At 58.5% G+C, this 21,826-nt stretch carries 23 protein-coding genes; 10 read left to right on the forward strand and 13 right to left on the reverse strand.

Annotated elements, in window-relative coordinates:
• Positions 1 to 12: 12 nt before the first annotated feature.
• Positions 13 to 927, reverse strand: a complete 915-nt coding sequence (locus tag GOX73_RS05530; RefSeq protein WP_171124728.1) for a 3-keto-5-aminohexanoate cleavage protein — start codon at positions 925 to 927, stop codon at positions 13 to 15.
• Between the two features lie 132 nt (positions 928 to 1,059).
• Between GOX73_RS05530 and GOX73_RS05535 the strand changes: the two genes are divergently transcribed.
• A complete protein-coding gene (locus GOX73_RS05535; RefSeq protein ID WP_171124727.1) occupies positions 1,060 to 2,046 on the forward strand; it encodes a GlxA family transcriptional regulator in 987 nt (328 codons plus the stop codon).
• Positions 2,047 to 2,119: 73 nt separating this feature from the next.
• Here GOX73_RS05535 and GOX73_RS05540 read toward each other — a convergent pair whose 3' ends face one another.
• Genes GOX73_RS05540 through GOX73_RS05550 form a run of 3 tightly spaced genes read right to left on the reverse strand, consistent with a single transcriptional unit; the run spans position 2,120 to position 5,132 of the window.
• On the reverse strand, positions 2,120 to 3,166 hold the full coding sequence (locus GOX73_RS05540; protein WP_171124725.1) for an aldo/keto reductase: 1,047 nt from the start codon (positions 3,164 to 3,166) through the stop codon (positions 2,120 to 2,122).
• Between the two features lie 36 nt (positions 3,167 to 3,202).
• A complete protein-coding gene (locus tag GOX73_RS05545; RefSeq protein WP_171124723.1) occupies positions 3,203 to 3,661 on the reverse strand; it encodes a DNA polymerase III subunit chi in 459 nt (152 codons plus the stop codon).
• 4 nt (positions 3,662 to 3,665) lie between these two features.
• Complete coding sequence (locus GOX73_RS05550) at positions 3,666 to 5,132, reverse strand: leucyl aminopeptidase (protein ID WP_171124721.1); 1,467 nt, start codon at positions 5,130 to 5,132, stop codon at positions 3,666 to 3,668.
• A 240-nt stretch (positions 5,133 to 5,372) separates the two neighbouring features.
• Between GOX73_RS05550 and lptG the strand changes: the two genes are divergently transcribed.
• The 5 genes from lptG (at position 5,373) to rsmA (ending at position 11,768) form a co-directional block, all read left to right on the forward strand.
• Complete coding sequence (gene lptG, locus GOX73_RS05555; protein ID WP_171121649.1) at positions 5,373 to 6,473, forward strand: LPS export ABC transporter permease LptG; 1,101 nt, start codon at positions 5,373 to 5,375, stop codon at positions 6,471 to 6,473.
• The gene (locus tag GOX73_RS05560) at positions 6,473 to 8,635 is read left to right on the forward strand and encodes an LPS-assembly protein LptD (RefSeq protein WP_171134814.1); all 2,163 of its coding nucleotides are present in this window, start codon (positions 6,473 to 6,475) and stop codon (positions 8,633 to 8,635) included. Before lptG ends, GOX73_RS05560 begins: the two co-directional genes overlap by 1 nt.
• A complete protein-coding gene (locus tag GOX73_RS05565) occupies positions 8,626 to 9,879 on the forward strand; it encodes a peptidylprolyl isomerase (protein WP_171124716.1) in 1,254 nt (417 codons plus the stop codon). Before GOX73_RS05560 ends, GOX73_RS05565 begins: the two co-directional genes overlap by 10 nt.
• Positions 9,876 to 10,841, forward strand: a complete 966-nt coding sequence (gene pdxA / locus GOX73_RS05570) for a 4-hydroxythreonine-4-phosphate dehydrogenase PdxA (RefSeq protein ID WP_171124714.1) — start codon at positions 9,876 to 9,878, stop codon at positions 10,839 to 10,841. The genes GOX73_RS05565 and pdxA overlap by 4 nt, the downstream gene beginning before the upstream one ends.
• An 84-nt stretch (positions 10,842 to 10,925) precedes the next feature.
• Positions 10,926 to 11,768: a 16S rRNA (adenine(1518)-N(6)/adenine(1519)-N(6))-dimethyltransferase RsmA gene (gene rsmA / locus GOX73_RS05575; RefSeq protein WP_171121653.1), complete on the forward strand. Its 843-nt coding sequence runs from the start codon at positions 10,926 to 10,928 to the stop codon at positions 11,766 to 11,768.
• Positions 11,769 to 11,824: 56 nt separating this feature from the next.
• Here the strand turns inward: rsmA and GOX73_RS05580 are convergent, their stop codons facing one another.
• From GOX73_RS05580 to prfA, 3 genes are all read right to left on the reverse strand, one after another.
• On the reverse strand, positions 11,825 to 12,400 hold the full coding sequence (locus GOX73_RS05580) for a DUF4167 domain-containing protein (RefSeq protein WP_171121654.1): 576 nt from the start codon (positions 12,398 to 12,400) through the stop codon (positions 11,825 to 11,827).
• Positions 12,401 to 12,637: 237 nt separating this feature from the next.
• A complete protein-coding gene (gene prmC, locus GOX73_RS05585) occupies positions 12,638 to 13,483 on the reverse strand; it encodes a peptide chain release factor N(5)-glutamine methyltransferase (protein ID WP_171124712.1) in 846 nt (281 codons plus the stop codon).
• The gene (prfA, locus tag GOX73_RS05590) at positions 13,480 to 14,535 is read right to left on the reverse strand and encodes a peptide chain release factor 1 (RefSeq protein WP_171124709.1); all 1,056 of its coding nucleotides are present in this window, start codon (positions 14,533 to 14,535) and stop codon (positions 13,480 to 13,482) included. Before prfA ends, prmC begins: the two co-directional genes overlap by 4 nt.
• Before the next feature lie 64 nt (positions 14,536 to 14,599).
• Here prfA and GOX73_RS05595 point away from each other — a divergent pair, with 64 nt between their 5' ends.
• Positions 14,600 to 14,887 carry a hypothetical protein gene (locus tag GOX73_RS05595; protein ID WP_171124707.1) on the forward strand — a complete coding sequence of 96 codons (288 nt, stop codon included), beginning with the start codon at positions 14,600 to 14,602 and terminating at the stop codon, positions 14,885 to 14,887.
• Here the strand turns inward: GOX73_RS05595 and GOX73_RS05600 are convergent.
• The 4 genes from GOX73_RS05600 to GOX73_RS05615 form a co-directional block, all read right to left on the reverse strand.
• The gene (locus GOX73_RS05600) at positions 14,828 to 15,235 is read right to left on the reverse strand and encodes a DUF1499 domain-containing protein (RefSeq protein ID WP_171124705.1); all 408 of its coding nucleotides are present in this window, start codon (positions 15,233 to 15,235) and stop codon (positions 14,828 to 14,830) included. The genes GOX73_RS05595 and GOX73_RS05600 overlap by 60 nt on opposite strands.
• A 65-nt stretch (positions 15,236 to 15,300) precedes the next feature.
• Complete coding sequence (gene speB, locus GOX73_RS05605) at positions 15,301 to 16,248, reverse strand: agmatinase (protein ID WP_171124703.1); 948 nt, start codon at positions 16,246 to 16,248, stop codon at positions 15,301 to 15,303.
• A 63-nt stretch (positions 16,249 to 16,311) separates the two neighbouring features.
• A complete protein-coding gene (speB, locus tag GOX73_RS05610; RefSeq protein WP_171124700.1) occupies positions 16,312 to 17,277 on the reverse strand; it encodes an agmatinase in 966 nt (321 codons plus the stop codon).
• 12 nt (positions 17,278 to 17,289) lie between these two features.
• The gene (locus GOX73_RS05615) at positions 17,290 to 18,453 is read right to left on the reverse strand and encodes a M20 aminoacylase family protein (RefSeq protein WP_171124698.1); all 1,164 of its coding nucleotides are present in this window, start codon (positions 18,451 to 18,453) and stop codon (positions 17,290 to 17,292) included.
• A gap of 66 nt (positions 18,454 to 18,519) precedes the next feature.
• Between GOX73_RS05615 and mazG the strand changes: the two genes are divergently transcribed.
• The 3 genes from mazG to GOX73_RS05630 all read left to right on the forward strand — a co-directional run bounded on the left by mazG (position 18,520) and on the right by GOX73_RS05630 (position 20,827).
• On the forward strand, positions 18,520 to 19,377 hold the full coding sequence (gene mazG, locus GOX73_RS05620) for a nucleoside triphosphate pyrophosphohydrolase (RefSeq protein WP_171125298.1): 858 nt from the start codon (positions 18,520 to 18,522) through the stop codon (positions 19,375 to 19,377).
• A 62-nt stretch (positions 19,378 to 19,439) separates the two neighbouring features.
• On the forward strand, positions 19,440 to 20,381 hold the full coding sequence (locus GOX73_RS05625; RefSeq protein ID WP_171124696.1) for a nucleoside hydrolase: 942 nt from the start codon (positions 19,440 to 19,442) through the stop codon (positions 20,379 to 20,381).
• Positions 20,378 to 20,827, forward strand: coding sequence for an N-acetyltransferase (locus tag GOX73_RS05630; RefSeq protein ID WP_171124695.1), 450 nt, complete (start codon positions 20,378 to 20,380; stop codon positions 20,825 to 20,827). Before GOX73_RS05625 ends, GOX73_RS05630 begins: the two co-directional genes overlap by 4 nt.
• 48 nt (positions 20,828 to 20,875) lie before the next feature.
• On the opposite strand, the gene GOX73_RS05635 is transcribed toward GOX73_RS05630, so the two are convergent.
• Both GOX73_RS05635 and GOX73_RS05640 read right to left on the reverse strand, forming a co-directional pair.
• Positions 20,876 to 21,043 carry a hypothetical protein gene (locus GOX73_RS05635; RefSeq protein ID WP_171121664.1) on the reverse strand — a complete coding sequence of 56 codons (168 nt, stop codon included), beginning with the start codon at positions 21,041 to 21,043 and terminating at the stop codon, positions 20,876 to 20,878.
• A gap of 176 nt (positions 21,044 to 21,219) precedes the next feature.
• Complete coding sequence (locus GOX73_RS05640) at positions 21,220 to 21,732, reverse strand: GNAT family N-acetyltransferase (RefSeq protein ID WP_171121665.1); 513 nt, start codon at positions 21,730 to 21,732, stop codon at positions 21,220 to 21,222.
• Positions 21,733 to 21,826: the final 94 nt, after the last annotated feature.

Below are 21,826 nucleotides of genomic sequence, written 5' to 3' on the forward strand. Positions count from 1 at the left end.
CCCAATCCATGCCTACTCCGCCACAGGCGCACGCTTGGTCAAACCAAGCTTCTCGCGCACCTCAGCAGGCCCAATGACTTTCGCCCCCATATTTTCGATGATGGTCCCCGCACGCTCTACCAACTGCCAATTCTCGGCCAGCACACCCTTGTCGAGCCACAGGTTATCCTCCAGCCCCACGCGCACATTGCCGCCCGCCAGCACCGAGGCCGCAACATAAGCCATCTGGTTTCTCCCCAGCGAAAACGCGCTGAAGGTCCAGTCATCCGGCACGTTGTTCACCATCGCCATAAAGGTGTTCAGATCATCCGGCGCGCCCCATGGCACACCCATGCACAGTTGAACCAAAGCGTTGGGTTCCAGCACCCCCTCTTTCACCAGTTGCTTGGCGAACCAAAGATGGCCGGTATCAAAGGCCTCGATCTCGGGCTTAACGCCCATGTCTGTCATCATCTGCCCCATCGCCCGCAGTGCACCGGGCGTGTTGGTCATGACATAATCCGCCTCGGCAAAGTTCATGGTGCCGCAATCCAAGGTACAAATCTCAGGCAGGCATTCGGCGATATGCGCCACACGCTCGGAGGCGCCGATCATGTCTGTCCCTTCAGCCACCGGAAACGGGCTTTCCACCCCGCCAAACACGATGTCCCCGCCCATCCCGGCGGTGAGGTTCAGCACAACGTCCACATCAGCGTCGCGAATGCGGTCCGTAACCTCACGATACAGGTCCAGACGGCGGCTGGGGACTCCGGTCTCCGGGTCGCGCACATGGCAATGGACAACGGCGGCCCCGGCCTTGGCTGCTGCAATCGCACTGTCGGCAATCTGCTGCGGTGAACGCGGCACATGTGGGCTGCGATCCTGCGTTCCACCTGATCCAGTAATGGCACAGGTGATGAAGACTTCGCGGTTCATTTCCAGAGGCATGACGTTTTCCCCAAGTTATACCCGGTTTTGCCTTGAGTTTTCCCCAGACTTCTCCCCGGATTCCGATTTGCTTTCGGGCCCGAGTCTGACGCAGCTTTGTGAAAACACTTGCCAGAATGCGAATCAGACTTGATGAAATCCGCAAAAAACATACTGCAGCCCGAACACCGCGCCCTGAAAACAGCGGTTTTGGTGCTGGACGAATGCAACACGCTCAGCTTCGCCTCGGCCGTTGACCCGATGCGCGCAGCCAATCGCCTGGCAGATCGCCCCGCCTTTGACTGGGACTATGTAACCGCCACACCAGAACCCGCGATGCTGACCAGCGCGCTGACCGTTCCCGGAATTCCCCTGGCCCGCCTGCAGGGCTGCGATCTGATGATCGTGGTTGCCGGGTTCCAACTGGCGCGCCACGCCACCCCCAGCCTGCTGGCCGGTTTGCGCCGCATTGCCAGCAGCGGCGCAACCATCGCTGGCATAGACGGCGGCCCCTGGCTGCTCGCCGAAGCTGGTCTTCTGGACGATCATGCCGCCACCACACATTGGGAAGATTTGGACAACTTTGCCAACCGGTTCCCCGAGGTTGACGTGCGCCCTGACCGTTTCACAGTCTCGGGCAATCGCCTGACATCCGGCGGGGCCATTCCAGCCGTTGAAATGATGCTGCACATAATCGCCGCCCGGCACGGGGCGGGATTTGCCGCGCGGGTGTCTGGTCTGTTCCTCTATGACGGTGCCCCTGCCCCGACAAAACCCCAAAGCCGCATTGGCGCACCGCACCGCCACACGGCGCTGACAGCCAAAGCCAACAGCCTGATGGAATCGTCCCTGGATGAACCCTTGCCGCTTGCCGATATCGCCGAGACCCTTGGAACCAGCCCCCGCACACTACAGCAGCAGTTCCGCCTGCGCCTCAACACCACACCGCAAGACCACTACCTGCAACTGCGTCTGGCCGAGGCGCGCCGTCTGGTCACCGACACCGACATGCCTCTGATGGATGTGGCGCTTGCTACGGGCTTTGGCTCACAATCCAGTTTCGCCCGCGCCTTCCGTACCGCCCACGGCTTGTCTGCCCGCGATCTGCGACAAGACCGGACGCACCCCACCCATCACTGAGCTGGATCCCCCTTCATCTGGCTAAAAATATCCCGGGGGAGTCGCGCGGCACGCGCGGCGGGGGCAGAGCCCCCTAGAACGGCATTGGATGCGCGCGGTGCGCCTCGGTAATGTCCGCCAAAACCTCGTCCGACAACTGCAGGTCCTTGCCGCTCAGGATGTGGGCAAGTTGCTCGACTGATGTTGCACCAAAGATCGCGGACATCATGAATGGGCGTGTCTGACACCAGGCCAACGCCATATGCACAGGGTCCAGTCCATGGCGCGCGGCAACCTCAAGATAAGCCCCAACCGCATCAAAAGCACGCGTTCGATGCCGCCCGCCCATTTCTGGTACCAATGACATGCGCGACCCTTCAGGCAACGCGCCACCCTGGTACTTTCCAGTGAGGAACCCGGCAGCCAGAGGCGAAAAGGCCATCAGACCCACATCCTCGTGAACACTCAGCTCGGCCATATCCGTATCGAAGTGCCGGCACATTAACGAGTATTCGTTCTGCACCGAAGCGACTCGGGGACCCGCTCCGTTCTCAGCCAGACGCAACCACTGCGCGGTGCCCCAAGCGCTTTCGTTCGACAGGCCAAAGGCGCGGATATTGCCCTTGTCGACCTGCGCCTGAAGCGCCTCAAGACATTCCCGCATATTGTCCAGCACCTCGTCGGTGTTGTGGCCCGACGGCGCATAGGTCCAGTTCTGGCGGAACATATAGCTGCCCCGGTTCGGCCAGTGGAACTGATACAGATCGATGCAGTCCGTTTTCAGGCGGCGCAGCGACCCTTCGATCGCCTCGGGGATTGTCTGACCCGAGATCGGCGCGCCATCTCGCGCATGTGCAAAACCGGCCCCCGAGTGTTTAGTGGCCAGAACATAATCAGCCCGCCGGGACGGATGCGCGGCGTTCCAGTTACCCAGTATCTCTTCTGTGCGCCCGACAGTCTCTTTCGATATGGGGTTCACCGGATACATCTCAGCTGCATCGACAAAGTTAATACCGGCGTCCAGTGCCATGTCGATCTGCGTATGCGCATCGGCTTCGGTGGTCTGGGTGCCAAAGGTCATGGTCCCCAGACACAGGTCGGTGACCATGATACCCGTGCGGCCCAAGGGCTTCATTTCCATCTGTCAATCTCCTGAAATATCATTGAAGAAAAGGCGTTACGCCTCGGACTTCATCTCCCATCGGTCCGACTCCTCGGACCAGTATTTGGCGGCGCATCCAGCACCGGTCAACGCTTTCCACTGCCCCCGGGCATGTTGAACCGCCTGCGGGTCATTGCCGTCAAAAAGTATGCACACACGTTCCAAAGCGTTCACCTCATCCGGTTCGACAGGTGCGCCGTCGACAGCCATCACGCAGGACGGTCCGTTGGCGGCCTGCATCTCGGTCGTCAGCAAAATGGGCTGCTTGGTGTCATGCGGGCCTCCTGCCCGACCATGGGGTAAGAACCCTTCATCCGGCCCCAGCCACAGTCTTTCGTCCAGCCAGTCCATCCGCGCGGGATCGGTACCCCGCACGGCGATCTTCCACCCGGCCTGCCGCGCCTTGTCCAGAAGAACCGGCAAAGTATGTTCCAGCGGCTTGCGGGTCAGGTGGTAGAAATAGACGGCACCCACGGACTTACTCGAAATTGTCCTGCACAAATCGGCTCAGTGCGCGCACACCCCACCCGGTTGCGCCTTTCGGCGCATAGGATGTCTCGGCCGCGACCGAGGCGACGCCGGCGATATCAAGGTGAATCCACGGGGTTTCCTCTTTCACGAAGCGCTGCAGGAACTGCGCCGCTGTGATCGAGCCCGCAGGCCGTCCGCCCACGTTCTTCACATCGGCGATGCGCGACTTAAGCAGGTCGTCATAGGCCTTGCCCAAAGGCATCCGCCAGGCACCCTCGTCCTCAGCCCCAGCCGCTTTCAGGAAGGCGTTGCAGAATGTGTCATTGTTCGAAAACACCCCTGCGTTTTCGTGGCCCAACCCGATAATGATCGCACCCGTCAGCGTGGCCAGATCAACCATGCCCACGGGGCTGAACCGCTCTTGCGCGTACCACATAACGTCGCACAGGACCAAACGGCCTTCGGCGTCTGTGTTGATGATCTCGACCGTGTCGCCCTTCATCGACTTGACTACATCACCCGGGCGCGTTGCGTTGCCCGAGGGCATGTTCTCGACCAGCCCCACAAGCCCGACCACATTGGCCTGGGCCTTGCGTTTGGCCAGCGCGCGCATTGTGCCAGCGACGACACCCGCACCGCCCATATCCATGGTCATATCTTCCATGCCACCGGCGGGCTTCAGTGAAATGCCGCCTGTGTCGAACACAACCCCCTTACCGACAAGGGCAAGCGGTGCGTCACCTTTATTGCCGCCGTTCCACTGCATTACCACAACCTTGGACGGGCTGACCGAGCCCTGCCCAACGCTCAGCAGCGTGCGCATTCCCAGTTCGGCCAGCTTGTCTTCTTCCAGCACTTCAACCTCAAGACCAAGGTCTTTCATCTCGGCCAGACGGTCAGCAAATTCGGTCGTGGTCAGAACATTGGCCGGTTCGTTGGTCAGATCGCGCGTCATCCGCACCCCGTCCGCAATGGAGTAAAGCGGTGCAAACGCAGCCTCAACCTCATCCGGTTTTTGGTGGCTAATCGTGACACTGGCGGTGCGTTCGGATTCTTTCGACTTGTGCGCATCAAAATCGTAACTGCGCAGGGCGATCCCAAGCGCCAGCTCTTCGGCCCGAACCTGATTACCGGCCATCAGCAGTACATCCCGGTTGTCGGCCAGTTTCGCCAGCTTTGCACCGGCCTGGCGGGCCTCGGCCGCGTCCGGACGGCGCGACAGAACCAGAATGTCCAGCGCCTCGGCCGCCATGCCGGTTGGCCAAGCAAGCGACAGCACATCCCCTGACTTAACCTTTGCAAAGCGGTCGCTTTCAACCAGACGCGCCACGGTGCCACGAGTCAGACGGTTCGCGCGGCGAACGGCGGGGCTCATCTTGCCGTCCGGCGATATGATGATGACAACGCGGCCTTCAGCCTGCGTCATTACGTCGACGTCAAAAGCCTGAAACTGGATCGGGATTAGACTGCTCATTGCGAACTCCTGAAAATCTGTTCCCCAAGACCTAGCCCGCACTGGCGCTATTGACCAGATAGCAGTTTTCCCCGACCGGCAATTGCAGTACAGTCCCGAAAAAATTCCGGCAAGATCGGGGGAGAGTACAGTGGCAAGACAGGGCAGGCATAAGCCATCGCTTCGTGGCGCATGCTGCAATGATTCCTGCTTGAACCTGAGAGTGCCCGCCTTGCGCCCAACCCCTGCGGGGTTTCGCCCGTGATCCTTGACCGCTATTTTGCCCGCCGGTTCATCCAAAGCTTTCTGGTTATCGGCGGCATCTTCCTGACTTTGTTGATTCTGATCGACCTGATCGAACAGGTGCGACGCTTTGACGAGGTTGACCTGTCATTTGGCCAACTTCTGCACCTGACGCTGCTGAATACCCCGGCGGCCATTAGTGAAATGCTGCCGTTGCTGGTGATTCTTTCGACAATCGCGCTGTTTGTCGGCCTTGCGCGCAGTTCTGAGTTGGTCGTGACCCGAGCCATTGGCCGTTCGGGTATTCGTGCGCTGCTAGCCCCTGCAGTATTGGCCCTGGCGATTGGGGCGGCTGCCGTTGCCCTGCTGAACCCGATTTCGGCAGCCACGTCCGAGGAATACTCACGACTGTCTGACTCGTATCGCAACAACGGCGGGTCGGCCTTTTCGATCAGCGGCGAAGGCATGTGGCTGCGGCAGGGCTCGCAAAACGGCCAGTCTGTGATCCACGCGCGGGGCACGTCAAATGGCGATACGCTGAAGTTGAACGAAGTGACGATCATCGCATTTTCGCCGGACGGTACGCCGACGCAACAGATTGCCGCCGACAGCGCTGTCCTTGACGACGGCAACTGGACTTTGTCCAACGCCAAAGTCTGGTCCTTGAATCAGGACATCAACCCGGAAATCAACGCCGTCGAGCATTCGACGCTTGAAATCCCTACGTCGCTGACGCGGGAGCGCATTTTGGACACGCTGGGGCGGCAAGGGGCCGTTTCGGTCTACGACTTGCCACAGCTTATTCGTGACCTAGGCGAAGCCGGGTTTTCCACCAAGCAATACGAAGTCTGGCTGCAAGTGCAACTTGCGCGCCCGATCTTCTTGGTGTCGATGGTCCTGATCGGGGCAGCGTTCACCATGCGCCATGTCCGCTTTGGCGGAACCGGGATCGCGGTTCTGTCCGCGGTACTGTTGGGTTTTGGCATATACTTCGTGCGCAACTTTGCCCAAATTCTAGGGGAAAACGGACAACTGCCTATCTTTGTTGCGGCGTGGGCTCCGCCCTTCGCAGCCATATTGCTGTCCCTCGGTCTGTTGTTGCACGCGGAGGACGGCTGATGCGGCTTCTATCCTGCCTGTTTTTGTCCGGCGCTCTGGCGTTGGCCATACCACAGAGCGCGGGCGCCCAAAATCAGCCCGCTGGCGGCCCGCCGCAAAGTACTCCGCAAGAGGAAGAACCAGCCCTTCTGGTTGCAGATCGGATTTTCATCACTCCGCAAAGAGTGCTTGTCGCCGAGGGCAACGTCGAAGCGTTTCAAGGCGACATTAAAGTTACTGCGCAACGGATTACCTATGACCGCGACACCGGCGAACTTTTGCTTGAGGGTCCGGTCCGCATTGATCAGGGCGGCGCAACGACTCTGCTGGCGGATTCAGCGGAATTGGACAGCGGCATCCAAAACGGCCTGCTCATCGGCGCTAGAATGGTGTTCCAGCAGCAAGTCCAGATCGCGTCGGTCCAGGCCAAGCGTGCGGCTGGGCGCTATACGCAATTCAGCAAGGTCTCGGCCACGTCGTGCCACGTCTGCGCCAACGGTAAACCTCCGATATGGCAGATCCGTGCGCGCAAAGTCACCCATGACCAGCTGGAACGGCAGTTATATTTTGAAGGTGCACAGTTCCGAATTCTGGACTTTCCGGTATTCTATTTTCCGTACCTGCGTCTTCCCGATCCCACACTGGACCGCGCGACGGGCTTTCTCGTCCCCTCGGTCAGAACCACGTCGCAACTGGGCACCGGCCTAAAGGTGCCGTATTTCTTCAAGTTGGGCGACCACAAGGACCTGACGCTGACGCCATATGTATCGTCCAAGACCAAAACGCTGGGCTTCCGGTATCGTCAGGCGTTCAAACGTGGACGTATCCGAATCTTGGGCGCCTATACAAAAGATGACCTTCAACCAGACGAGCAGCGCGGGTATCTATTTGCGGATGGCGCATTCAACCTGCGGGACGGCTATCGGTTCACCTTTGACCTGAAGACCACGTCTGACGATGCGTATTTGGCCGACTACGGCCTGCCCAATTTCGACCGATTACGCAGCGAAGTCGCGCTGGAACGGATCAAACGGGATACGGCGTTCCGCACCAGCTTCATCCACTACCAGACTTTGCGCGACAGCGAAGATCAGGATGAAATCCCTTCGCGCGTGTTCGACCTGTACTATCAGAAACGCCACTTCCCGACCGCAGTGGGTGGCGAGGTTCGGCTTGGCTTTGTCGCACACGCCCATGAACGTACCAGCGACGAAGACATCGTGGGCCGTGATGTCGCGCGAGCAACTTTCGATGCCGAATGGTTGCGCAGTTGGATATTCACCACGGGCCTGCGCGCGGACGCCAGGTTGGGCGCGTCTGTCGATACGTTCAATATTCGTCATGACAGCGGGTTCCCTAGTCAGGTTACCCGCACCACACCACGCGCGGCGCTGACGCTGCGCTACCCAATGTCACGGCGGGAAAAGTCGGGCGCGACCCAAGTCCTTGAACCGATCGCACAAGTCGGCTGGACCCATGTTTCAACCAACGACGTGCCGATCGACGAAAGTACGTTTCAGGAATTCGATCAGGGCAACCTTCTGTCCCTTTCGCGATTTCCGGCCCCCGACCGTCGGGAAGACGGCGCAACCGGAGTGGTCGGCATAAACTGGGCCCGATACGGAGCAAAGGGATGGCGCGCACTGGCAACAGTTGGTCAGGTCTTTCGCGCGGATGCCGACCCTGAATTCAACGTAACCTCGGGTTTGCAGGGAACGGCGTCAGACCTGTTGATTGCTGGTCAGTTGGAAACGGCCAATGGCTGGTCATTGGCAGGGCGCGGATTGCTCAACGGTGACTTCAGTTTCGCCAAGGCTGAATTGCGCGCTGCCTGGAGCCAAGAAACAACCAGCCTGTCGGGCACTTATGTCTGGCAGGAACCCGATCCAGCTGAAAACGCGGAAGATGAAATCTCGGAAGTTCGCGTCAATGGTCGTTACCGTATCGACCAAAACTGGCTGACCCGTGCATTCGCCCGCTATGACCTCGCCGAGTCCGAACCGATCCGTTATGGGTTGGGCGTGACCTACCAAAACGAATGTGTGCAGGCAAATATGATCGTGAGTAGACGATTTACCTCGTCTTCGAGTATTGAGCCTTCGACAGAATTCGGCTTTACCGTAGCCCTGACAGGATATTCTGTTGAAGGTGGCGGACAACAGTTCAAGAGAAGATGCAGTTGATTTCACGTTTCTCCAGTTTCGTTCGTTCCGGTTGGCTGCCCTCGGTGGCTCAGGCACTGGCCGTTGCGGTATTGAGTCTTGCGCCCATGGAAGCGCAAGCCCAAAGCCCGTTCTCGCCTGCGATCAAGGTTAATCAGGATATTGTCACCTGGTACGAACTGGACCAGCGTCTGCAATTCCTTTTAGCCCTGGGCGCTCCCGGAGCATCCGAGGACGAGGTGCGAGAGGCCCTGATCGACGACCGTCTGCGCAAGCAAGCCATGCGAGAGGCGGGAATCGAAATCAACCCAGAGGATGTTCAGGTCGGCATTGACGAGTTCGCTGCGCGCGGGCGGTTGTCGACGGATCAGTTCCTGCAACTTCTTGCCGATGCGGGTGTGTCCCAAGAAACCGTCAGGGATTTTGTCGCAGACCAGCTTTCGTGGCGCGACTATGTCAGCGCCCGTTTCCTGTCGCAGGCGCGCCCGTCCGAGGATGAAATCAACCGGGCGCTGGGACAAGCCGGTGGCGGTGGATTGCAGGTTCTGATGTCCGAGATCATCATTCCGGTCAATCAGCAGACCATCGCCCAGGCCGAGTTGTTGGCCGAAGAGATCGCGCAATTGGAAGGATTTGATGCCTTTTCAGCGGCAGCCACCCAATATTCCGCCGCCGGCACACGGGACAATGGCGGTCGGTTGGAATGGCTGAACTTGACCGATCTGCCCCCTGCCTTGCAGCCGGTTATCCTTGGCCTCAAGAATGGGGATATAACACAGCCCATCAACCTGCCAAACGCCATTGCCCTGTTCCAGATGCGCGGCCTGCGCGAGGTCGCGTCTGGCGCGCCGCGTTATTCGAAAATCGACTATGCCATCTACAACCTTGCCGGCGGTCGCAGCGCTGACACGCTGGCCCGCGCCGCCAAATTGCGGGAAGAGATCGACACCTGCGATGACCTCTATGGAATTGCACAAGACCAACCGGCTGAGGTTCTGCAACGGATCGAAGCCAGCCCCTCTGAAATTCCGCGGGACGTCGCACTGGAACTAGCCAAGCTGGATCTTAACGAAGTTTCGACGAATCTGACCGCCAATAACGGCCAGACCCTCCGTTTCCTGATGTTGTGCACCCGGACGCTCGACCGTGGCGAAGAAACTTCGCGCGTTGATGTGGCCAATGCGCTGACGCAACAGCGGCTGCAGGCCTTTTCCGAAAGCCTGCTAGAGCGGCTACGCGCGGACGCAACGATAATCGAGCAATGATCGCCCCGATCGCGCTCAGTTGTGGCGACCCTGCCGGTATAGGCCCAGAGATCGCGGCTAAAGCATGGGCAGAACTACGAGATACCTGCCCGTTTTTCTATATCGGGGACGAGGCGCATATTCCTCAGGGAACTCCGGTGCATCAAATCAGCGACCCGGCAGAGTCACTTCGTATCAGCGCCTCGGCAATGCCTGTTCTGCAACTGGACTTCCCCGAACCCAATCGCCCCGGTACACCCTCAGCCGCAAATGCGCCCGGCGTCATAAACGCGATTGAACGAGGCGTGTCACTGGTTCAGTCGGGCGCGGCGTCGGCCCTCTGCACCGCGCCGATCCACAAGAAAGCACTGATTGACGGGGCCGGGTTCGCCTATCCCGGCCATACCGAGTTTCTTGCCGCGCTGGCCGGGCGTAAACGCGTTGTGATGATGCTGGCCAGCGATGAATTGCGCGTGGTGCCCACAACGATCCATATTCCCCTGTCCCGCGTCCCGTCCGAACTCACGCCAGCCCTGATGCGCGATACGATTGAAATCACAGCCGAGGGGTTGCGAAAGCAATTCGGCATTGCTCACCCCCGCATCGCCATTGCCGGGCTGAACCCCCATGCGGGGGAAGGTGGTAAGATGGGGCTTGAAGAGCTGGACTGGATCGGCCCGCTGATTTCTGCGCTTCCTTCGGAAGACTACACTGTCAGCGGCCCACACCCTGCGGACACCATGTTTCATGCCGCAGCCCGCGCCCGTTATGACGCAGCCATTGCAATGTATCATGATCAGGCGCTGATTCCGATCAAAACGCTGGATTTCGACCGCGGCGTAAACGTGACGCTCGGCCTGCCTTTCATACGCACATCGCCCGACCACGGCACCGCCCTTGATATCGCAGGGCAAGGTATCGCAAACCCGTCCAGCCTGATCGAAGCTTTGAAACTCGCCCACCGCATGGCAAAAAGCTCTTGATCCTTCACCTGGCTGAAAATATCCCCGCCGGAGGCAAAAAATCTCTGGTGCACGCAATCCCTCCTGCGCCACGGTAATCTGAAAATGAGCGCTATCGACAATCTTCCCCCTCTGCGCGAGGTCATCGCAACCCACCAGCTTTCGGCGCGAAAGTCGCTGGGCCAGAACTTCCTGCTGGACCTGAATCTGACCGCCAAGATTGCGCGACAGGCCGGAGATCTGTCCGCGTGCGATGTGTTGGAAATCGGCCCTGGCCCAGGAGGTCTGACTCGGGGTTTGCTGTCCGAGGGCGCGCGGAAAGTGGTCGCGGTCGAGAAAGACACCCGCTGCATTGCGGCCCTGAACGACATTGCCGCTGCATATCCCGGCCGTTTGGAGGTCATCAACGGTGACGCGCTCGAGATTGACCCGCTGACACATCTAACGCCACCAATCCGGGTCGCAGCCAACCTGCCCTACAACGTCGGAACTGAGCTTCTTGTGCGGTGGCTGACCCCCCCCGAATGGCCCCCGTTCTGGCAAAGCCTGACCCTGATGTTTCAGCGCGAGGTCGCTGAACGGATCGTGGCGCAGCCCGGCGGCAAAGCCTACGGACGCCTTGCCATCCTTGCGCAATGGCGCGCCGAGGCTCGGATTGCCATGTCTTTACCTCCCGGCGCGTTTACGCCTCCGCCCAAGGTTTCAAGCGCCGTGGTCCATCTAACTGCCCTGCCCGAACCCAGGTATCCCGCGAACCCCGCCACACTATCCCGTGTCGTGGCTGCAGCCTTCAACCAACGCCGCAAAATGCTGCGCGCATCGCTAAAGGGCATCGCCCCGAATATCGAAGACAGGTTATTGGCGGCCGGGATTCAACCAACTGAACGGGCCGAGCAGGTGCCGCTTGAAGCCTTCTGTGCATTGTCGCGCGAGGTTGATAACGCTTGAAGCAAAAAAGCCCCGGGTCGAACCTCGGGGCTTTGTCTTGTTTTGTGCGCCTTTGATTACTCGGCGGCCTCGGGCGCATCACCTTTGTCCGACGATGCGTCTTCCGACGGCGCAGGCTTGGGCTTGCGCGTACGGGGACGGCGCGCCGGTTTTTCCTTCTTCTCGGCGGCTTCGCCTTCAGCACCCTTATTTTCAGGGGTCTCCACCAAACCGGATTCAGGCGAAGCGGCTGCGGGTGTGAAATCCATCACGTCAGGTTGCGGTGCTTCGGCCGGATCTGATTGGCGCGCAGCTTCGCGTTCCTGACGCTCAGCGCGTTCGCGATCACGTTCAGCCTGACGTTCGCGGTTCTGCCGCTCCTGTTCTTCGCGGCGCGCTTCCATTTCGCGTTGCGCTTCACTTAGCAGACGCAGGTAGTGCTCGGCGTGTTGCTGGAAATTTTCCGCGGCCACGCGGTCATTAGACAACTGCGCGTCACGAGCAAGCTGGTTGTACTTGTCAATGATCTGCTGGGGCGTGCCACGCACTTTACCCTCTGGGCCCGAGCTGTCGAAAACCCGGTTTACTACGTTGCCTCCAGAAGGACGATTGCGGTTATTCTTGGCCCGCGAGCGGGATTTGGAAGATCTCATCTACTTTCGTCAGCCTTGTCATTCGATGTCGAACCTTTCGCGTCTTGCACTGCTCAAAGGCTTTTGCTGTGACGCGATGTCGACTTTTTGGGCTTGGCGTCAGGGGCGCGCTGTAACGGCGTCAACCTCGCTGACTAATCCTGAGTAAACATGTCCGGCGCGTGCAGACAAGGGGTTTGTACTAAATTTCGCAGCTTTTTTACATCAATCGGCGTATTTCAGCCTCAGCGCACAGATTCACTGCGACATTCTGGCAAATACAACACGGTCGCGACCATCCAAATCGGGAATTATCCTTATGTCGACCAATCCAGCAGCATCAAACAGCGCAGAAACGCTCAGGCCCTGCGTCGGCCCAATTTCGACCAGCAAACGCCCGCCGGGTAACAGAAAATCAGGAACACCGGCAGCAATACGACGGTAAGCTCCCAAACCGTCGCCCTCGTCCGTCAGTGCCATGCGCGGTTCATGCTCACGCACTTCGGGGGACAATTCCGCCATTTCCGGCAGAGAAATATACGGGGGATTGGAAACAATCAGGTCAAAATTACCATTAATGTCTCCGAACCAATCAGACTTGATAATCTCGATACGGTTTTGAACTTGATGCTGAACAGCGTTCGCGCTGGCTTGCAGACAAGCAGCCTCACTTAGGTCAACGCCTAGCCCCGTTGCGCTGGTTCTTTCCGCCAATAAGGTGATCAGAATGCACCCGGACCCGACCCCAAGGTCCAGAACATGACCGAAAGGTTCGCTCAACGCCGCCTCGATCAGCGCCTCGGTCTCCGGTCGAGGGTCCAACACATCGCCGCTGACCCGAAAGCGGCGGCCATAAAACTCCCTTTCCCCCAGCAGGTGGGAGACCGGCACTCGAATGGCGCGCAAGGATATCAATTGGTCGTACCGTTCGGCGATCTCCGGCGAAAGCTCCTCGGGGGCGATCAACGTGACGCGGCTGGCTTCGATTCGCGCGGCATGGGCCAACAACACTCGGGCGTCACGCGCCGGATCAGCAACCCCGGCCGCCCGAAGCCGCGCCGTTGCAGCGACCATGGCCTGCGCCGCTGTCAACGCAGCAATCATTGCGCCATCTCAGCCAGCAGGCGGGCTTGGTCATCGACTGTCAGCGCATCTATGACCTCGTCCAGATCGCCCTGCATGACCTGATCCAGCTTGTACAAAGTCAGGTTTATGCGGTGATCGGTCATCCGGCCCTGTGGAAAGTTATACGTCCTGATCCGCTCGGAACGGTCGCCAGAGCCCACTTGGCTGGCTCGGTCGGCGGACCGTTCGCTCTCGATCCTCTGACGCTCCAAATCATAAAGTCGCGTCTTCAGAACCTGCATTGCGATTTCACGATTACGGTGCTGGGACTTCTCAGAGCTTGTAACCACAAGACCGGTCGGAAGGTGGGTGATGCGCACAGCCGAATCTGTCGTGTTCACGTGCTGACCACCCGCACCCGAACTGCGCATGGTGTCGATACGAATATCATTCGCGTCAATCTGGATATCCACATCTTCGGCCTCGGGTAGCACCGCAACCGTCGCAGCCGATGTGTGAATCCGCCCGCCGCTTTCGGTTTCGGGAACGCGCTGAACTCTGTGAACTCCGGATTCATATTTTAACCGCGCAAAGACGTTGTCGCCCTTTATATGCGCCACGACCTCTTTGATGCCACCAAGGTCCGAAGCCTGTTCTTCGATGATCTCAAAACGCCAGCCGTGTGCCTCGGCATAGCGTTGATACATGCGCAACAGGTCTCCCGCGAATAAGGCAGCCTCGTCCCCTCCGGTTCCGGGGCGAATTTCCAGCATCGCAGGGCGCGCATCGGCCGCGTCGCGGGGCAGCAATGCCAATTGCAGCGCGTGTTCCGCTTCGGGGATGCGGGCCTGCAAGTCTGGGATTTCTTCTTCGGCCAACTCCTTCATATCGGGGTCTGCCAGCATCGCCTGCGCTTCCGCCAAATCCGCCACCAACAGTCGCCAGGCCGTGATCTGTTCGACAACCGGTTTGAGGTCAGAATACTCCTTGGCCAAAGCAGCAATGTCCCCACCCGCCGCGCCGTCTGACATCGCCGCTTCGAGGTATTGGAATCGCTGAGTTATCTGTTCTAGGCGTTCTTCGGGGATCATCCCCGGGGGTGTCTAACAATCCGGGGCTTTGGTCAAGGGCCGACCGTATGCTAAGCTGCTGCGCATGAGATGGTTTACGCTTGTCCTGACGCTGTTTTCCACACCGGCCATGGCCGACTATGTTGGCCCGGATGGCAAGGTGCGCGATTGCTATTGCACCGATACATCCGGCACCCGCATCGAACTGGGAGAGATGATCTGCCTACAGGTCGATGGCCGTATGTTCATGGCACAGTGCCAAATGTCGTTGAACGTACCGATGTGGCGCGAAGTGCAGGAAGGCTGCCTGTCCTCAGGGCTTGAGCGCAGTCAGCCACCCATCAACACGGTTACGGTTTACCCCAAAATCTGAGCGCCCAAAGCGCAAGCGCGCGTGGATGCGCAGCGTGTCGCCATCCTGCTGGGCGGTCGTGTAGTCGGGAAAGCCGATCACTTTGGTGCGGGTGACATAGGTGACCATCCCTTCGTCAACGGACCCCGCCAAAACCGTTGTACGGGATGTGTTACGCGCAATCGCGTCCAGACGCGCCAGCCCGTCGGGGCCAGTTTCCAAAACCCGAAACACTCCGCCTTGCATATCGCGATCCGCCTGACCGGTGGGCACTACGTGCCATCGCGTAGGATCGGACGGTGCCAACCTAATATAAGCGCCCACCGCGAAGACCGCCGCAACAACAAGGAAAATGAGCATTTTCTTCATCTCGACCCTATTCTTTTAGCAACCTTATTCGGAATACAGGCCTGGACAAGTCGTGAGGCAGGCTTTTACCGCGACGTCACACCTGGCAGGATGCACATAAGCTCGAACAACAGGTTAGCCGCCGTCAGCGCCGTGTTGCCGGTCGTGTCATAGGGCGGCGAGACCTCGACTAGATCGCACCCCACAACGGTCAGACCGCTGAGTGCATGGATCAACTGCAAGGCCTGCGGCGTGGTTAGCCCCGCGATTTCTGGCGTGCCCGTTCCCGGAGCAAAAGCCGGATCAAGGCTGTCAATGTCGAAGGTGATATAAGTCGGGTGATCCCCGATTGTCTTCCGTATCTGAGAGCCAACTTCCGTCAGGTTCTGCTGCCACAATTCCAACGCCGGAAACTGCCGAAATCCCCATTCCTTTGCTTCGTTGAAATCCGTCGTTGAATAACCCGAACCGCGAATTCCGACCTGAAAGACCTTGTCAGGAATGATCAGACCTTCTTCGTAGGCGCGGCGAAAGACGGTGCCGTGTGTCTCACGCTCACCAAACATTTCGTCGTCTACACCTGCGTGGGCATCCACGTGAACCAACGCCACGGGCCCGTGCTTGGCCGCAATTGCCCGTAAAATCGGCAGGGTGATCGAATGATCACCTCCCATCGCGACGGGCGTCACATCCTGCGCCAGAATAGCATCATAGCTTTCCTTAATGATCTTGAGGCTTTCGGACAGGGAAAACGTGTTGATCGCAAGATCACCGATATCGGCAATCTGCAGGCTGTCGAACGGAGCCGCGAATGTGGCCATGTTGTAAGGCCGGATCATCGCGCTTTCGCTGCGGATCTGTTTCGGCCCGAACCGTGTGCCCGACCGCCATGAGGTGCCGATATCCATCGGAATACCCAAAACGGCCACATCCAACCCGGCCAACGTATCCACCTGCGGCAGGCGCATGAACGTATTCGGCCCGGAAAACCGCGCCAGATCATTGCCGCTGAGGGGCTGGTTGAAGTCTTTCATGCCAGTAACTTTCCCATCCGTTATTTTGGTTAACGTGATAGAGGAAAGATGGCTAACCAATGGTTAAGGCTGCAACTTGTTCCACCCCAAAAGGCAAATAATCTGCGTGGCGACATGCGCGCCGGCGATCGCCGTTGCGCCGGATGTATCAAACGGCGGAGATACCTCGACAACGTCCCCGCCCTTGATGTTGATACCGGCGATATCGCGCAATATGATCTGCGCCTGAATGGAACTCAGCCCACCCCAGACGGGTGTACCTGTACCCGGCGCAAAAGCGGGATCCAGACCGTCGATATCAAAGCTTAGATAAACGGGACTGTCACCCAGAATGCCCTTAATCTTCTGCGCGACGGCAGCGGGGCCGGATTCATAAACCTCGCGCGCGTCGATGATGTTGACACCCAGCGTGTCCTCGTTGGTGGTCCGGATTCCGACCTGCACCGATCGCTTGGGATCCACGATGCCCGACTTCACCGCCTTGTAGAACATCGTTCCGTGATCCACGCGCGACATGTCGTCATCGGCCCACGTATCCGTATGCGCATCAAACTGCAGCAAGGAAATCGGCCCGAATTTCTCGGCATAAGCCTTGAGGATCGGAAAGCTGATATAGTGATCCCCGCCCAAAGTGACCGAAGCCACATCGGCGGCTAGTATCGTGCAGATATGATCGGTCAGCGTATCTGGAAACGCCGGGATATTGGCGTAGTCATAGGCCATGTCACCATAATCGACGATCGCCAGTTCACTCAGCGCGTCAAAAGGCCAGCCATAGGGCGCATCGGGTGATTGCAGCGCACTGGCCTCTCGGATTGCACGCGGGCCAAGTCGGGTTCCGGGGCGGTTGGTCACCGCCTGATCGAACGGCACTCCAGTCACGGCTATGTCCACGTCCTTCAGGTCCTTGGTGTACAGCCGCCGCAGAAAGGACGTCGCCCCGCCAAACGTATTTTCATAGGACAACCCCTTGAGGTCAGGATTGGTAAACGCCTCGTCTACCTGATTTTTTGCATCTTCCAGTGCCATTTATTCCCCCGTTCAGCCCAGCGGCTGCGCCTTTTCGACAATCCGCGCGAAAAAGGATGCCCCAACCGGCGCGATCTCGTCGTTAAAATTGTATTTTGGATGATGCAACCCGGCACTTTCGCCTTGCCCCAGAAACAGGTACGCCCCCGGACGCGCATTCAGCATGAACGAGAAATCCTCGGCCCCCATCATCGCAGATATGTTCGTGAAGACCCATTCGTCTCCCGCCACGTCCCGCGCGACATCGGCGGCAAACCCAGCTTTGTCTGCGTCATTGATCGTTGCGGGGTAATTGATCTCATAATCCAACCTTGCCTCAACCCCATAAGACTGTGCCTGCCCCTGCACGATCTGCTCCATCCGTTCCATCACCATCTTCTGAACAGACGGATCGAAGGTGCGGACGGTTCCGTTGATATAGGCAGTATCCGGGATCACGTTGTTGACCGTTCCGGTGTGAATCTGGGTGACCGAGATAACCAGATCGTCCAGCGCATAGTTGTTGCGGCTGACAATGGTCTGAATGGCCTGTGCTATTCCACAGGCCGCCATCACTGGATCGCGAGTTTCGTGTGGCATGGCCCCGTGGCCGCCGAGACCCTGAATGTGAACTTCAAACGTGTCGACAGCGGCCATGATCGGCCCGGGCGTCGTCTGGAATGCCCCCTCAGGGACACCGGGCGCATTGTGCAGTGCATAGACCTGGGAAACATCGAACCGGTCCATAAGCCCCTCTTCGACCATGACGCCTGCTCCGCCGCCTTCTTCTTCCGCAGGCTGAAAGATCAGGGCCACGCGGCCGCGGAAATTTCGTGTCTCAGCCAGATAACGCGCTGCGCCCAACAACATTGTCGTATGACCGTCATGGCCACAGGCATGCATATTACCCGGTTTAGTCGACGCATATTCGACCCCGGTTTCCTCGGGGATCGGTAGGGCATCCATGTCCGCGCGTAGACCAATTGTCGGCCCCTCGCCCTGCCCGTTGATGATCGCGACAATCCCGGTTTTGGCAATTCCTTCATGCAACTCGTCAACGTCAAATTCACGCAGCCTGTCGGCAACAAAAGCTGCAGTTTCATGGCATTCGAACTCCAACTCGGGAATCGAATGCAGGTGTTGTCGCCAAGCGGTCATATCGGCGGCAAAATCGGCAATTCGGTTGACGACGGGCATCTGGGGTGGACTCCTGATCCTGACTGCGGAATGGATGCATCTGACACCGGAACGAAAGGGTTCGCAATGGCCGAAAATCCTCTGATCCACGATAGCGACGCAGGGATCGAGCGCCTGCTGGAAATCATGCGCCGCCTACGTGACCCGCAGACCGGCTGCCCGTGGGATATCGAACAGGATTTCGCCACCATCGCCCCCTACACCATCGAAGAAGCCTATGAGGTCGCCGACGCCATCGAGCGTGAGGCGTATGAAGAGCTGAAAGGCGAATTGGGCGATTTGCTGTTCCAATCCGTCTTTCATGCGCAGATGGCCGAGGAAGCCGGGCATTTCACCTTTCAGGACGTAGTCCGCACCATGTCAGACAAAATGGTCACGCGTCATCCTCACGTGTTCGGCGACGAATCCCGCGACAAATCTGCCGAGCAGCAGACGCTGGATTGGGAAACCATCAAGGCAGCGGAACGCGCTGGCAACGAACAAAAAGGCGCGCTGGATGGAGTGGCGGCTAACCTGCCCGCCCTGTTGCGCGCGCATAAGCTGCAAAAACGCGCCGCCCGCGTGGGGTTCGACTGGCCCGATGCCAGTCATGTGCTGGCGAAGATCACCGAAGAGGCCGCCGAGTTGGAAGAGGCCCGCGACAGCATGGACGCCGACGCACTAGAGGATGAGTTCGGTGACTTGCTCTTCGTGATTGTCAATCTGGGCCGCCATCTCGGGATTGAACCCGAGGCAGCCCTGCGCCGTACCAATGCCAAGTTCACCCGCCGGTTCGAACAGGTTGAGGCCCGCCTTGCGGCGCGTGGCAAAACGCCTTCACAAAGCGATCTGGCCGAGATGGACGCCCTTTGGGACGAGGTGAAAACCGAAGAACATCGCGCTAATGGCAAACTCCCGCCGGTGGATGCGGTTGCGGACACCTAAAACGGCTGGACATGTGCCGGGACACTTGCGAGTGTCCGACCTTCACGCCCCCGGAGACGCCCATGCCCCCTCGTAAAATCATCATCGACACTGACCCCGGCCAGGACGACGCCGTCGCCATCCTGCTGGCGCTGGCCAGCCCCCAAGAGATTGAGGTTCTGGGCATAACCGCCGTCGCTGGGAACGTGCCGTTAGACCTGACGTCCAAGAACGCCCGTATCGTCTGCGAACTGGCCGGACATACCGAGGTGCCGGTTTACGCCGGGTGCGACCGCCCATTGAATCGAGCGCTGGTCACGGCAGAACATGTGCACGGAAAAACCGGTCTGGACGGCCCGGACCTGCCTGATCCGCAGGTGCAACTGACCGACGGGCATGCGGTCGACTTCATTATCGACACCCTGCGCGCGCATGAGCCAGGAACGGTCACGTTATGCCCGCTAGGGCCACTGACAAACATCGCAACCGCCTTTACCAAAGCGCCTGATATCGTGGATCGGGTGCAGGAAATCGTGCTGATGGGCGGCGCGTATTTCGAGGTTGGCAACATTACCCCCACCGCAGAATTCAACATTCACGTCGACCCAGAAGCTGCTGATATCGTGTTTAAATCAGGTCGCCCTATTGTCGTTATGCCGTTGGATGTCACGCACAAGGCGCTGGTCACCAAACCCCGCAACGACGCCTTCCGCGCGCTGGGAACCAAGGTCGGTATCGCCGTGGCCGAGATGACGGATTTCTTCGAACGCTTTGACAAGGAAAAATACGGCAGCCAAGGGGCACCACTGCATGACCCGTGCGTCACAGCCTATCTGATCAAGCCCGAATTGTTCTCGGGTCGTTTCGTGAATGTCGAGATTGAGACCCAATCAGAACTCACGATGGGTATGACGGTCGCCGACTGGTGGCACGTCACCGATCGCAAACCCAACGCGACATTCATAGGAGATGTGGACGCGGACGGGTTCTTTACCCTGTTGACCGAACGGCTGGCCCGACTATGAGCGCTGCCCTGCGGCTTGCCCGCCCCGAAGATCTGGACCGCTTGGTGGGCCTGGTCACTGCATTCCACACCGAGGAAGGTATCGCTCAGGATGCGGATCAGACCCGCAACGCTCTGGCCCCGCTATTAGAGGGCATCCCCCACGGATGTGTCTACCTGATCGGACCCGGACGGGCACCGTTGGGATACATCATCCTGACATTCGGTTGGTCCGTCGAATTCGGCGGCATGGACGGCTTTGTGGACGAGATCTACATTCGCCCTGCCGTTCGCGGCCGAGGAATTGCATCCGAAGTATTGCTAGACCTGCCAAAGGCACTGGCCGGAGCTGGGCTTACCGCCCTGCATCTTGAGGTCGACCGCACAAACGAGGCAGCTCAGAAACTGTATCTGCGCACCGGGTTCAAACCGCGCGATCGGTATATGTTAATGAGCAAGAAGCTCTGAATTCAGATCAATCACGGACGTCACCGCCCGTGATGTCACGCACAGGCCTTAGCGAGCCTCACCACGATAGATGTAAGTGGGCGATTCCATATCCCGAACCGGGTCACTTGCTGAAACCGGATCGCCAGTGATCGGATATGTGCCAGGTGCTGAACATGCCGCCAAAAATACAGTGCCGACTACCGACGCTACGAGAAGGAATTTAGAACCAGTCATGGTGTTCTCCTTTCTGTAATACAGTCAGGGTACGAGACCACCCGGCCCTCCTAATAGGGAAAAGTTCACACATAAGTGCAATAATGTTCACTTAAGTAGCGGTTTTTTAAATTTCTCCTTCAATAACAACAGGAAAGAAGGTCGAAAAATTTCGACTTTTTTAGCCCAAAATCGCGCTATTCCTGCAAATCCATTTCAAAAAACAGCAGATGACCATCTGCAACCTCGGGGATTTCCGAATAGGCGTCACGCAATTCAAACCCCATCGACAAATAAAGGCGTGTTGCGGCCTCAAGTGGTTTTCCTGTGTCCATCCGAATAATACGAAACCCCTTCAGGCGGCAGGTTTCGATCAGATCACTCATGATCGCGTACCCGGCACCGGTACCTCGGGCTTTCTCGTTCACGAATACGCGCTTGATTTCAGCCACACCGGGTTCAATCGTATGGAACATCCCACATCCGACAGGCTGATCATCCTTTAACGCTAGCCGGACACCTCCTGTGGGTGCCGCGTGCTCAACCTCGATGGCATCCATCAAACGGGCGTACTTCTCACGCGGGTAGAATGTTCTGACAATGCGTTGGGATTTTTCATCCAGCGTCAGAAGAAATGCGCGGTATTCCCAACACAAACGCCGGACCGCATCAAAGTGGTCCGGCGTTTTGGGGTCTATGATTGAAAGCAAAACCTGATCCTCGAAACAAATTCGAGGATCAGGTTAACATTCACCGCTTCAGGATCGAAGCCCCAGCGTATTCGGCGACCTCGCCCAGCGATTC

The organism is Ruegeria sp. HKCCD7221, assembly GCF_013031225.1.
Lineage (GTDB): Bacteria > Pseudomonadota > Alphaproteobacteria > Rhodobacterales > Rhodobacteraceae > Ruegeria.

Bases quoted from the DNA above. Each gene is read 5' to 3' on its own strand.
- GOX73_RS05530 (WP_171124728.1), bottom strand. From the start codon at position 927: ATGCCTCTGGAAATGAACCGCGAAGTCTTCATCACCTGTGCCATTACT.
- GOX73_RS05535 (WP_171124727.1), top strand. From the start codon at position 1,060: ATGAAATCCGCAAAAAACATACTGCAGCCCGAACACCGCGCCCTGAAA.
- GOX73_RS05540 (WP_171124725.1), bottom strand. From the start codon at position 3,166: ATGGAAATGAAGCCCTTGGGCCGCACGGGTATCATGGTCACCGACCTG.
- GOX73_RS05550 (WP_171124721.1), bottom strand. From the start codon at position 5,132: ATGAGCAGTCTAATCCCGATCCAGTTTCAGGCTTTTGACGTCGACGTA.
- GOX73_RS05560 (WP_171134814.1), top strand. From the start codon at position 6,473: ATGCGGCTTCTATCCTGCCTGTTTTTGTCCGGCGCTCTGGCGTTGGCC.
- GOX73_RS05565 (WP_171124716.1), top strand. From the start codon at position 8,626: ATGCAGTTGATTTCACGTTTCTCCAGTTTCGTTCGTTCCGGTTGGCTG.
- pdxA (WP_171124714.1), top strand. From the start codon at position 9,876: ATGATCGCCCCGATCGCGCTCAGTTGTGGCGACCCTGCCGGTATAGGC.
- rsmA (WP_171121653.1), top strand. From the start codon at position 10,926: ATGAGCGCTATCGACAATCTTCCCCCTCTGCGCGAGGTCATCGCAACC.
- GOX73_RS05580 (WP_171121654.1), bottom strand. From the start codon at position 12,400: ATGAGATCTTCCAAATCCCGCTCGCGGGCCAAGAATAACCGCAATCGT.
- prmC (WP_171124712.1), bottom strand. From the start codon at position 13,483: ATGATTGCTGCGTTGACAGCGGCGCAGGCCATGGTCGCTGCAACGGCG.
- prfA (WP_171124709.1), bottom strand. From the start codon at position 14,535: ATGATCCCCGAAGAACGCCTAGAACAGATAACTCAGCGATTCCAATAC.
- GOX73_RS05595 (WP_171124707.1), top strand. From the start codon at position 14,600: ATGAGATGGTTTACGCTTGTCCTGACGCTGTTTTCCACACCGGCCATG.
- GOX73_RS05600 (WP_171124705.1), bottom strand. From the start codon at position 15,235: ATGAAGAAAATGCTCATTTTCCTTGTTGTTGCGGCGGTCTTCGCGGTG.
- speB (WP_171124703.1), bottom strand. From the start codon at position 16,248: ATGAAAGACTTCAACCAGCCCCTCAGCGGCAATGATCTGGCGCGGTTT.
- speB (WP_171124700.1), bottom strand. From the start codon at position 17,277: ATGGCACTGGAAGATGCAAAAAATCAGGTAGACGAGGCGTTTACCAAT.
- GOX73_RS05615 (WP_171124698.1), bottom strand. From the start codon at position 18,453: ATGCCCGTCGTCAACCGAATTGCCGATTTTGCCGCCGATATGACCGCT.
- mazG (WP_171125298.1), top strand. From the start codon at position 18,520: ATGGCCGAAAATCCTCTGATCCACGATAGCGACGCAGGGATCGAGCGC.
- GOX73_RS05625 (WP_171124696.1), top strand. From the start codon at position 19,440: ATGCCCCCTCGTAAAATCATCATCGACACTGACCCCGGCCAGGACGAC.
- GOX73_RS05630 (WP_171124695.1), top strand. From the start codon at position 20,378: ATGAGCGCTGCCCTGCGGCTTGCCCGCCCCGAAGATCTGGACCGCTTG.
- GOX73_RS05635 (WP_171121664.1), bottom strand. From the start codon at position 21,043: ATGACTGGTTCTAAATTCCTTCTCGTAGCGTCGGTAGTCGGCACTGTA.